The sequence below is a fragment of the Cyanobium sp. BA20m-14 genome (genome assembly GCF_024346295.1).
In genome coordinates, this window is the sequence record NZ_JAGQCR010000089.1 from 1 (window position 1) to 11,470 (window position 11,470).

At 59.5% G+C, this 11,470-nt stretch carries 8 protein-coding genes, 2 tRNA genes and 3 rRNA genes; 5 read left to right on the top strand and 8 right to left on the bottom strand.

Going from position 1 to position 11,470, the window contains the following annotated elements:
• From KBZ07_RS09665 to KBZ07_RS09685, 5 genes are all read left to right on the top strand, one after another.
• The coding region (locus tag KBZ07_RS09665; RefSeq protein ID WP_315860156.1) for an ATP-dependent helicase C-terminal domain-containing protein at positions 1 to 1,493 on the top strand (1,493 nt) is incomplete at its 5' end.
• A 52-nt stretch (positions 1,494 to 1,545) separates the two neighbouring features.
• On the top strand, positions 1,546 to 1,731 hold the full coding sequence (locus tag KBZ07_RS09670) for a hypothetical protein (RefSeq protein ID WP_254931419.1): 186 nt from the start codon (positions 1,546 to 1,548) through the stop codon (positions 1,729 to 1,731).
• On the top strand, positions 1,728 to 2,903 hold the full coding sequence (gene xseA, locus KBZ07_RS09675) for an exodeoxyribonuclease VII large subunit (RefSeq protein ID WP_254931420.1): 1,176 nt from the start codon (positions 1,728 to 1,730) through the stop codon (positions 2,901 to 2,903). The genes KBZ07_RS09670 and xseA overlap by 4 nt, the downstream gene beginning before the upstream one ends.
• 3 nt (positions 2,904 to 2,906) lie before the next feature.
• Positions 2,907 to 3,161 (top strand): exodeoxyribonuclease VII small subunit, encoded by a 255-nt coding sequence (locus KBZ07_RS09680; protein ID WP_254931421.1) that lies wholly within the window; start codon positions 2,907 to 2,909, stop codon positions 3,159 to 3,161.
• Positions 3,158 to 3,547: a DUF2834 domain-containing protein gene (locus tag KBZ07_RS09685; RefSeq protein ID WP_254931422.1), complete on the top strand. Its 390-nt coding sequence runs from the start codon at positions 3,158 to 3,160 to the stop codon at positions 3,545 to 3,547. Before KBZ07_RS09680 ends, KBZ07_RS09685 begins: the two co-directional genes overlap by 4 nt.
• Here the strand turns inward: KBZ07_RS09685 and KBZ07_RS09690 are convergent.
• The 8 genes from KBZ07_RS09690 to KBZ07_RS09725 form a co-directional block, all read right to left on the bottom strand.
• A complete protein-coding gene (locus tag KBZ07_RS09690; RefSeq protein ID WP_254931423.1) occupies positions 3,544 to 3,879 on the bottom strand; it encodes a hypothetical protein in 336 nt (111 codons plus the stop codon). The two genes, KBZ07_RS09685 and KBZ07_RS09690, sit on opposite strands and share 4 nt — an antisense overlap.
• Positions 3,880 to 3,901: 22 nt before the next feature.
• Positions 3,902 to 4,825 (bottom strand): YihY/virulence factor BrkB family protein, encoded by a 924-nt coding sequence (locus tag KBZ07_RS09695; protein ID WP_315860157.1) that lies wholly within the window; start codon positions 4,823 to 4,825, stop codon positions 3,902 to 3,904.
• A gap of 66 nt (positions 4,826 to 4,891) precedes the next feature.
• Positions 4,892 to 5,008 (bottom strand): 5S ribosomal RNA (gene rrf, locus KBZ07_RS09700).
• Between the two features lie 153 nt (positions 5,009 to 5,161).
• Positions 5,162 to 8,048 (bottom strand): 23S ribosomal RNA (locus tag KBZ07_RS09705).
• Between the two features lie 545 nt (positions 8,049 to 8,593).
• Positions 8,594 to 8,666, bottom strand: a tRNA-Ala gene (locus tag KBZ07_RS09710).
• Between the two features lie 9 nt (positions 8,667 to 8,675).
• Positions 8,676 to 8,749 (bottom strand) — tRNA-Ile (locus KBZ07_RS09715).
• A 187-nt stretch (positions 8,750 to 8,936) separates the two neighbouring features.
• Positions 8,937 to 10,422 (bottom strand): 16S ribosomal RNA (locus tag KBZ07_RS09720).
• The 16S, 23S and 5S rRNA genes sit together here with 2 tRNA genes alongside, the layout of an rRNA operon.
• A gap of 566 nt (positions 10,423 to 10,988) precedes the next feature.
• On the bottom strand, positions 10,989 to 11,470 hold a 482-nt coding region (locus KBZ07_RS09725; protein WP_315860158.1), incomplete at its 5' end, for an inositol monophosphatase family protein.

Consider the following 11,470-nt stretch of genomic DNA (forward strand, 5'->3'; position numbering starts at 1 on the left):
CGGAACTGCTGGAGCTCGATCCCATGCCCCTGGCCCTGCAGCTGGCCCGCTGGGGCAACCCCCTGGGCACCAGCCTGGCCTGGCTGGATCCGCCCCCAGCGCAGCCCCTGCAGGAAGCCCGCCAGCAACTCAGCCAGCTCGGCGCCATCGATGGGCAAGGCCGCCTGAGCCTCCACGGTCAGAGGTTGGCCCAGCTGGGGCTGCATCCGCGCCTGGCCCAGTTGTTGCTGCTCGGGGAGCAACGCGGCCAGCTCGACCTGGCCTGCGCCCTGGCGGTGCTGCTAAGCGAGCGGGATCCCCTGCCGCGCCAGGAGGCGGGCTGCGACCTGCTGCGCCGCCTCGACTGGCTGGCAGCGGACAGCCCGGCCGATGGCCGCCGGCGACAGCTGCGGCAGATTCAGGCCCAGCTGCGGCGCCAGGTGCGCCAGCTGGCACCCCATCCCCCCCACGCAGCGGCCACGGAGCCAGGGCGGCTTGGCAGCATCGCCGACTCGGCTGCCCAACTGGTAGCCGCCGCCTACCCGGAGCGGCTGGCCCTGGCCAGGCCCGGCAGGCCTGGTCGGTTTCTGTTGAGCGGCGGCCGCGGTGCCGTTCTCCATCCAGGCGACCCCCTGGTGGCCAGCCCCGCCCTGGCCATTGCCCAGCTCGACGGCCAGGGTCAGGAAGCCCGGATTCAGCTGGCGCTGGCCCTGGATCCGGAGCAGTTGCGCGAGTTGGCCCGGCAGCCTGGCGGGCTAGGGCGTACCCAGTTGGAGAGTCGCTGGGATGGGGAAGCCCAGCGGGTGCGCAGCGAACGCTGCATCTGCCTTGGATCCCTGGTGTTGGAACGCCAGCCCTGGAACGGTGCCGATCCCGAGGCCATCGGCAGGGCGCTGCTGGATGGGCTGCGGCAGCTGGGATTGGAGGCGCTGCCCTGGGATCGCTCCAGCCGCCAACTTCAACACCGCCTCAGCCTGGCCCACCAACACCTCGGCGATCCCTGGCCCAATCGCAGCCAGGCCTGGCTGCTCGCCGAACTGGAGACCTGGCTCGGCCCCCGGCTCCCGGGCCTGCGCAGCCGCGACGATCTGCAGACAATCCCCCTGGAGGAGGCGCTGTGGGGTGACTGCCCCTGGAGCCTGCGCCCCCAGCTGGAGCGGCTGTTGCCGGCGGGCCTGACCGTGCCCTCCGGTCGCAGGGTGGAGCTGGACTACAGCAGCGGCCTGCCGGTGCTGGCCGTGAAATTGCAGGAGCTCTTCGGGGCCAGCGCCAACCCCACGGTGCTCGAGGGCCAGCTGGCCGTGACCGTGCAGCTCCTTACCCCGGCAGGGAGGCCCGCGGCCGTCACCCAGGACCTGGCCGGCTTCTGGCAGGGCGGCTACCAGGAGGTGCGCAGGCAACTGCGGGGGCGCTATCCCAAACACCCTTGGCCAGAAGATCCGAGCCAGGCCCAGGCCACTGCCCTGACCAAGGCCAAGGCTCAGGCCAAGGCCCAGGCGAGCCGATTGCCGTAGTCGCCCCCATGGGCTCCCGGCCCAGGGCTGGTCCAAACTGGCAGCTTCTCGAATGCACCGCTTGGCTCGCTTCTACGTGAAGAACCGCCGCGATGGGTCGAGGCTGCTCAGCACTGCCCTGGTGATCTGTGCTGCGGGCCTGATCAGGATCGACCAACCGATCGGCCAGGCGGTTGCCCTTGGGGCGGGCCTGGTCAGCGCCTACTGGTGGCATTGCTACCGCCAACTCCAGCAATGACAGGATCGGGCGACAGCCCCACCATCCCGCGCTACAGCGTTGCGGAGCTAAACGGGGCCGTGGCCAGCCTGCTGGAGCGCGGCTTTGCGCCCCGCTTTCTGCTGGATGCCACCGTCAGCAGACCCCAGCTCAAGAAGGGCCATCTCTGGATGACCTTGGTCGATGGTCAGGCCTCAATCACGGCGGTGGTGTGGGCCTCCCAGCTGGCCAAGCTCAGTTTCGTGCCGGGCGATGGGGACGGCGTGGTGGTGGTGGGCAAGCTGAATTTTTGGAGCAGTCGGGCCAGCCTCTGCGTCCAGGCCCTGGATATCCGGCCCAGCCTCAGCAGCGTGCTTCGCCAGTTTGAGCAGGTGCGCGACCAGCTAGCCCGCGAAGGGCTCCTGGATCCAGCCCGCAAAAGGCCCCTGCCCCCCTTCCCGCAACGCATCGCCCTGCTGACGAGCTGCCCCAGCTCGGCATTGGCCGACATGCTGCGTACGGCCGCCGAGCGCTGGCCAGCCACCCGGCTGCTGGTGGTTCCGATTCCAGTGCAGGGGCCCGTCCACAGGCAAATCGCAGAGGCCTTGATACGGGTCGGCAATCAGGCCGAAGCGATGGGCATCGAAGCCGTGGTGCTTGCCCGCGGCGGAGGCAGCCGGGAGGATCTGGCGGTCTTTGACCACCAGGAACTGGCCCTCTGCCTGGCCAACTGCCCGGTGCCGGTGGTGAGTGGGATTGGCCATGAAGATGACACCACCATCGCCGACCTGGTGGCCGACCTGCGGGCGGCCACACCCACGGCCGCCGTGGTGGCCCTGCTGCCCGACCGGGTAACGGTCCACCAAGGGCTGCGGCAACAGGCCGTCCATCTGGGACAGCTGGGAAGGGCGCGGCTCCAGGGGGAACGCCAGCGTCTCGGCCACCAGCGTGAGCGACTGGAAATCCTGCATCCGCGCAGCCTGCTGGCGGCCAGACGGGCCGGCCTGCTGCATGCGCAGCAATTGCTAGAAGCCCTCTCGCCCCAGCATCAACTGGCAAGGGGGTTCAGCCTGGTGCACAACGCCGATGGGCAGCTGGTGCGCTCGATCCAGCAACTGAAGCAAGGGGACCTCCTGGCGCTCCAGTTGGGCGATGGCCAAGTGGGCACGGAAGTGCGCGAGATTTACGGCCCCGCCGAACTGGTCGAGTCCTGAGCCATGCCCAAGGCCAAAAGCACCAAAAACAGCTCTGGCGAAAGCGATCTCTCTTACAACGAAGCCCACACTGCCCTGCAACTCACCCTGGCGGCCCTGCAGGCCAATGACCTCGACGTGGAGGAGATGGCCGGCCTCTATCGACGGGCCCGGGGCTATCTGGATCGCTGCGAGGTCCTGCTAAGTAGGGTGGAAGAGGAGGTGATGGTGTGGAATGAAGGCAGTGAAACGCCCGTTCCCCTCAGCGATTCCCCGTGAGCAGCACCCAACCCAACAAGCCAGCGACTGGCAACCCCCTGCTCAAGTGGATCTACCTGGCCCTGGCGATCGCCGGGGCGGTGCTGCCCTGGCTTGCAAACATCGAATTCATTCGCGAATACGGATCCAGCTTCGATCTGGGCCTGTTTGTGCAACTGGCAAATGCCAATCCAGCCGCCGGTTCCCTCTCGCGGGATCTGGCTATCGGGGCCACAGCTGTGGTGATCTGGATAGTGCAGGAGAGTCGCCGACTGGAGATGCGCGGCCTGGCCTGGGTTTTGCTCTGCTCAGTAACAGTCGCTTTTGCCTGCGGGGCTCCCCTATTTCTGTACCTGAGGGAGCGCAGGCTGGCCGAGCTGGCAGCAGAAGCCAGCCCATTGGCCTAATCCTCCTCAACGACCTCAACGTCAATGGTGATATTGCTGGCATCGAGCTGGTCCTGGCTTGAGGTTGGGCTGGCACCGCCGTCGAGGGGGGAGCCACATGCCGGGCATAGGTCGGGGGCAGTGCTGGTGAAACCGCAGGCCGGGCATGGGCGCAGCCTCCTTTGCAGCACCTGCCAAGCCACGAAACCAGCCGCGCCCAGCAACAGGGGCAAAAGCAGAAAAAGCAGGGTGAGGCCACCGACAAGATCGAGCAGAAAGCGCCCTGCCGGGCCTGGGGCAAGCAAAAGCAGGGCCAACAGCAGCAGCCAGATCCAGGTGTTTGATCGCTGCATCTCAGCTAGCTGGCCTGGGGCCTCAGGGAAGTCCCATCCTGACGCGGGAGCGCCGGTGCAGAACAACGGAAAGGCACTGGCCGTAGTAGATGATTACCCCGACCAACCAAACCCAAAGGCTCAGCACCAACACGGCACCGACAAGTCCATAGGCCTGGAAACGGACGCCGAGGGTCACCAGCACCCTGCCGAGCACAAGGTTGAGGAAGGTGAGTGAAATGCCAATCAACAGGGCCCCAGGCACGAAGGGGCGCCAATTAATTCGGCGTGACGGCAACACCCAGAGCAATAACAGGGAAGCGCCGACGCTGAGCAGCAGGGAAATTGCCAGATCCAACCCCCAGGAAACGGGCTGCTGAATCAGACCCGCCCAGGGCCAGATGCTCAGCAAGCCATCCCGCAAACCAGCTGAGCCAAACAAGCGCATGTTGGTGAAAAGTTGATCCACAGCGATCAGCAATGCAAACAGCAGAACCAAACCAAAGGCCTTGATTCGCAGCTGCAGGTAGCGAATCACCAGCTCCTGCCAGGACAAGCCCTCCAGCCCAAAAGGGCGATCCCACCACAAACGATCAGCACCGCGCTGCAGGGTGAGGTATGCATTGCTGGCCGTCATCACCAACACAACCGCGCCCAAAAGGCCCGCGCCAAAACCCTGCCTCAGGAATGCGGCAAGGGTTGAAGCGAACAGGGGGAAAGCCGTAGCCGGCAGAAAATCAGCCACAAGGGAGATCAACCGCTCATACAGCCCCTCATCTCTCCCCAGCAACTTCGCCGCCAGGGAGAGGGCTATCAACAGGACGGGGAATGAAGATTGAAGGCTGTGATAGGCAAAAGCAGCGCTTAAATCAACGCAGTCGAATCTCAACCAGAGGCGGTATGCCAGCCAGAATGGCTTCCAGCATCGACGCGATCGCGCCAGGGTCATTCGCCGCCGCAGGTACATCAAGCAACCAGCCAAACAACAAAAAAGCCACCCCTGGGGGTGGCTTTTTATTGGAATGAAAGTTTTACCTGGCATCGAGCTATTTTCTCAGGGGGCTGCCCCCCAAATATCGTTGCCGCTGCAGCGTTTCACAACCGAGTTCGAGATGGATCGGAGTGGTTCCACTGCGCCATGGACACCAGGATAGTCTTCACACCCAGGTTGAACCCTGAGAACTGCATAGGAAGAGTCAACCAATCACCTCAAGAGGCAACGCCTTGCGACGTACCTCAACAGGAAAGGGGGTGACAATCTGGAAAAAAGCTGTGTCATCGCTGACACCTAAGAGCTTGAGTAATGGTCAAGCCCTCGGTCTATTAGTACTCCTCTGCTTCACGCATTACTGCGCTTCCACATAGAGCCTATCAACGGGTGTTCTTCCCGTGACCTTACTGGCTTACGCCATGGGAATACTCATCTTGAGGTGGGCTTCCCACTTAGATGCTTTCAGCGGTTATCCACTCCGCACATGGCTACCCAGCGTTTACCGTTGGCACGATAACTGGTACACCAGAGGTGCGTTCCTCCCGGTCCTCTCGTACTAGGGAGAAATCCTCTCAATATTCCTGCGCATGCACCGGATATGGACCGAACTGTCTCACGACGTTCTGAACCCAGCTCGCGTACCGCTTTAATGGGCGAACAGCCCAACCCTTGGGACCGACTTCAGCCCCAGGTTGCGATGAGCCGACATCGAGGTGCCAAACCTCCCCGTCGATGTGAACTCTTGGGGGAGATCAGCCTGTTATCCCTAGAGTAACTTTTATCCGTTGAGCGACGGCCCTTCCACTCAGAACCGTCGGATCACTAAAGCCGAGTTTCCTCCCTGTTCGACTTGTTGGTCTCACAGTCAAGCTTGCTTCTGCTTTTACACTCGTCGGCTGATTTCCAACCAGCCTGAGCAAACCTTTGCGCGCCTCCGTTACCTTTTAGGAGGCGACCGCCCCAGTCAAACTGCCCACCAGGTACTGTCCGGCCCCCGGATGACGGGTGGCCGTTAGAACCCTAGCTCGCAAAGAGTGGTATCTCACCGTTGGCTCACATCGACCCGCAAGCCGATGATCAAAGCCTCCCACCTATCCTGCGCATTGCGAGCCCGGGCACAATACCAAGCTACAGTAAAGCTTCATAGGGTCTTTCTGTCCGGGTGCACGTAGTCCGCATCTTCACAGACAATTCTATTTCGCCGAGCCTCTCTCCGAGACAGCGCCCAGATCGTTACGCCTTTCGTGCGGGTCGGAACTTACCCGACAAGGAATTTCGCTACCTTAGGACCGTTATAGTTACGGCCGCCGTTCACCGGGGCTTCAGTCGCTAGCTTCGCTTGCGCTGACCAGCTTCCTTAACCTTCCGGCACTGGGCAGGCGTCAGCCCCCATACATCGTCTTGCGACTTAGCGGAGACCTGTGTTTTTGGTAAACAGTCGCCTGGGCCTCTTCACTGCGACCACCTTGCGGTGGCACCCCTTCTCCCGAAGTTACGGGGCCATTTTGCCGAGTTCCTTAGAGAGAGTTACCTCGCGCCCCTCGGTATTCTCTACCACCCCACCTGTGTCGGTTTCGGGTACAGGCCATGATGCCTTAACGGGTATAGGGCTTTTCTTGGAAGCATGACGTCACCAACTTCGCTGCCGTAGCAGCTCGCACTCACGCCTCAGCTCAAACCGTTTTCGCCGGTTCTCAACGCCTCGAACGCTTGGACCAGTAACCAACATCTGGCTTGGCTAGCCTTCTCCGTCCCCCTTCCCAAAACATCACAGGTACAGGAATGTTGACCTGTTGTCCATCGACTACGCCTTTCGGCCTCGCCTTAGGTCCTGACTAACCCTCCGCGGACGAGCCTGCCGGAGGAACCCTTAGGGTTTCGGGGCATGGGATTCTCACCCATGTTTTCGCTACTCAAGCCGACATTCTCACTTCCATGCAGTCCACGCCCGCTTACGCTAACGCTTCACCCCACATGGAACGCTCCCCTACCACTCATCTGTTCAATGAACAAATAAATCCGCAGCTTCGGTACAATGCTTAGCCCCATTCATTTTCGGCGCAGGATCGCTCGACCAGTGAGCTATTACGCACTCCTTTGAGGATGGCTGCTTCTAGGCAAACCTCCTGGTTGTCTGGGCAATCCCACCTCCTTTATCACTCAGCATTGATTTGGGGACCTTAGCTGGCGGTCTGGGCTGTTTCCCTTTCGACCATGGAGCTTATCCCCCACAGTCTGACTGCCTAGTTACACACAGGGTATTCAGAGTTCGTATCGATTTGGTACCGCTCTCGCAGCCCGTACCGAAACGGTGGCTTTACCCCCCTGCTGGAGCACTAGACGCTACGCCTCAACGTATTTCGGGGAGAACCAGCTAGCTCCGGGTTCGATTGGCATTTCACCCCTAACCACAGCTCATCCGCTGATTTTTCAACATCAGTCGGTTCGGACCTCCACTTGGTATCACCCAAGCTTCATCCTGGCCATGGTTAGATCACCCGGGTTCGGGTCTATAAACACTGACGATCGCCCTATTCAGACTCGCTTTCGCTATGGCTCCACCATTTCCGGTTTAACCTGCCAGTGCCTATAAGTCGCCGGCTCATTCTTCAACAGGCACACGGTCACCCGATTAGTCGGGCTCCCATTGCTTGTAAGCTCACGGTTTCATGTTCTATTTCACTCCCCTCCCGGGGTTCTTTTCACCTTTCCCTCGCGGTACTGTTTCGCTATCGGTCACACAGGAGTACTTAGCCTTACGAGGTGGTCCTCGCAGATTCACACGGAATTTCACGTGCTCCGTGCTACTCGGGATACAGCTAGGCCAACTTTGTTTTCAAATACGGGGCTTTCACCCTCTATGGCGCGCCATTCAAACGCTTCTTCTAACTCCGTTGGTCCACGTTGCTGTCCCACAACCCCGATGGACGAATCCATCGGTTTAGGCTCTTCCCCGTTCGCTCGCCGCTACTTAGGGAGTCGTTTTTACTTTCCTTTCCTCCAGCTACTAAGATGTTTCAGTTCGCTGGGTTGGCTCGCGCCGCCCTATGGATTCAGGCGGCCGTTCTAGGGGTTGCCCCATTCGGAAATTCCCGGATCAAAGCGTGTTTCCAGCTCCCCGAGACTTATCGCAGGTAACTACGTCCTTCATCGCCTCTGTGTGCCAAGGTATCCACCGTGAGCCCTTTGTAGCTTGACCAATTTATACTTCCAGTTCTTGGCAGCTTCGATTTCTCGAGCTACGCGCGGCTGTTGAGGCCGATTCTCGCTGGATTCACCTCCACCAGACTCCATAATTACTTACGGTGACTAATGCGGTTTGAATGCCAGGATCAAACTCACTTGTCCTCGGCGGACAGGTAAGAAAACTGAAAGCTCTCGGCTCTTAAAACTCAATAGAATTTTCTTGATTCCTCTCCCAATACCGGTCCATTGCTGAACCAGCGATTGGGCTAAAAATCAAGCATCCATGAGATGCTTTATTTCCAGACTTTCCTATACAGTTGTCAAGGTTCTGCTGAAATACACACTGCCCCATTCAAGGGGCAATTATGAATCCAGCGTCCTTCCATCCTATCGATGGAAAGAAGCTGAAATCAACAGCAAATTTTCCAGATCACCTACACGGCTGCACTCCCCTGCTGAGCTGCCATGCTGTAGTTCCCTGCTGTAGTGCTCTGCGGCACACTTAGTTTCTATGCAATGGCATAACTGGTTTGGCTTGAAGGCTGAGCAAACATTGGATGGAGGTTAGCGGACTCGAACCGCTGACATCCTGCTTGCAAAGCAGGCGCTCTACCAACTGAGCTAAACCCCCAAACGCGAATGGGCCATCCTGGACTTGAACCAGGGACCTCACCCTTATCAGGGGTGCGCTCTAACCACCTGAGCTAATGGCCCAGGAGTGTAACCCGCTTTGGGGTGACCTAGACAAAGTTTAGGAACTGAAATTGATTCACCAATCTCCAGGTTGGTTGCCCAACCCTTCACTGCTTCTCAAATTGAGGTACCGATCGACCTTAGAGATGACAGAATCATGGCCTGAGAATAAATTACTCAGACATCACGATTAGTTATTGTATCCCTGTTAGGAGGTGATCCAGCCGCACCTTCCGGTACGGCTACCTTGTTACGACTTCACCCCAGTCATCAGCCCCACCTTCGGCATCCTCCTCCCTTGCGGGTTGGAGTAACGACTTCGGGCGTGGCCAACTTCCATGGTGTGACGGGCGGTGTGTACAAGGCCCGGGAACGTATTCACCGCAGTATGCTGACCTGCGATTACTAGCGATTCCTCCTTCACGTAGGCGAGTTGCAGCCTACGATCTGAACTGAGCCACGGTTTATGGGATTTGCTAGCTCTCGCGAGTTTGCTGCCCTTTGTCCGTAGCATTGTAGTACGTGTGTAGCCCAGGATGTAAGGGGCATGATGACTTGACGTCATCCACACCTTCCTCCGGTTTATCACCGGCAGTCTCTCTAGAGTGCCCAACTTAATGCTGGCAACTAAAGACGTGGGTTGCGCTCGTTGCGGGACTTAACCCAACATCTCACGACACGAGCTGACGACAGCCATGCACCACCTGTCACTGCGCTCCCGAAGGCACTCCCAAGTTTCCAAGGGATTCGCAGGATGTCAAACCCTGGTAAGGTTCTTCGCGTTGCATCGAATTAAACCACATACTCCACCGCTTGTGCGGGCCCCCGTCAATTCCTTTGAGTTTCACACTTGCGTGCGTACTCCCCAGGCGGAACACTTAACGCGTTGGCTACGACACCGAGGGGGTCGATTCCCCCGACACCTAGTGTTCATCGTTTACGGCCAGGACTACAGGGGTATCTAATCCCTTTCGCTCCCCTGGCTTTCGTCCATGAGCGTCAGTTATGGCCCAGCAGAGCGCCTTCGCCACTGGTGTTCTTCCCGATATCTACGCATTTCACCGCTACACCGGGAATTCCCTCTGCCCCTACCACACTCTAGTCTTACAGTTTCCATCGCCGAAATGGAGTTGAGCTCCACGTTTTAACGACAGACTTGTAAAACCGCCTGCGGACGCTTTACGCCCAATAATTCCGGATAACGCTTGCCACTCCCGTATTACCGCGGCTGCTGGCACGGAATTAGCCGTGGCTTATTCATCAAGTACCGTCAGATCTTCTTCCTTGATAAAAGAGGTTTACAGCCCAGAGGCCTTCATCCCTCACGCGGCGTTGCTCCGTCAGGCTTGCGCCCATTGCGGAAAATTCCCCACTGCTGCCTCCCGTAGGAGTCTGGGCCGTGTCTCAGTCCCAGTGTGGCTGATCATCCTCTCAGACCAGCTACTGATCGATGCCTTGGTGAGCCTTTACCACACCAACTAGCTAATCAGACGCGAGCTCATCCTCAGGCGAAATTCATTTCACCTCTCGGCATATGGGGTATTAGCGGCCGTTTCCAGCCGTTATCCCCCTCCTGAGGGCAGATTCTCACGCGTTACTCACCCGTCCGCCACTAACCCGAAGGTTCGTTCGACTTGCATGTGTTAAGCACGCCGCCAGCGTTCATCCTGAGCCAGGATCAAACTCTCCGTTGTAGTCAAGTCCTCTTGGCTTGCGCCTCAACCTGATTTGCTTCTCACCCGCTTCAACCCACTGGCGTAGGCGTCGCAGTTGGAGCCCCTTCCTCTGACAGAAGGTTGCAAAGAGTGCATTCAGAAATTTCTTTCCTCTTGACTTTCCCGAATCTCAGATCCGGTCGCGCTCGCCTCTCCCATCGGCACACCAGCTTCTGTTCCCTCGTGAGAAGGCAACTAAAGCCAACCCATAGGCGCGTCACGCTTTGTTTCTTTTTGACGGGACCTCACACCTTCACTGCTATTTCGCCACTTACACAAGCTTCTGCAGCCTCCCTCTCAGGTGGCGCAAGAACCCAGGTCAATGACGCAGTGAAAGCGTCAGTTCCTAAACTTTTTAGTTGTCCAGGTGCTTCCGCCTCCTCCCCCCTCTCGGGAAGCTCTCGGCGGAACGTTGCCTCTCGGCAACTTAGAAAACCTACAACACCGGTCGCTCTCGCTTCCCCTGCTGTCGGCCTGCTCGCTTGGGCATCTCTCCCTTGCGCGCAGTCCATAACCATAACACCTAGGCGGGGGCAAACCAACGATTAGCTGTTCAAGGCCTCGGCCCAGGGCATGAAGCGGCTCAACGTTTCCGGCCTGTCGGCCACCAGCACAGGGAAGTCAGCCGCCGAGAGGTCTGAGCCGGCGGCGATGGCCTCTGGCGACCGCCCCAGCCAACGCATCGGGCAGTCGAGCTCGCTGAGCACCAACCAGGCCGCGGCAAGGTCCCAGATCTTGGGTGTGGCTTCCAGGGCAGAAACCGTCTGGCCCATGGCCACACTGACCAGATTGAGGCTGGCCACCCCCAGTAGGCGGATTTTTCCAGGGAACCTCTGGTTGGGAAGCTTCTGCAGCACCCCTATCGAGCGACTGCAGAGGGAGGCGCACTCGGCAGCTTGGATCTGATGCGATGGGGGGGACAGGGGACGCCCATTGCGCCAGGCTCCCTGGCCGCGGATCGCCACGATGCGCTGCCGCAGCGGCGGCACATCCAGCACCGCCAGTACGGGGCGGCCGGCTTCAAAGC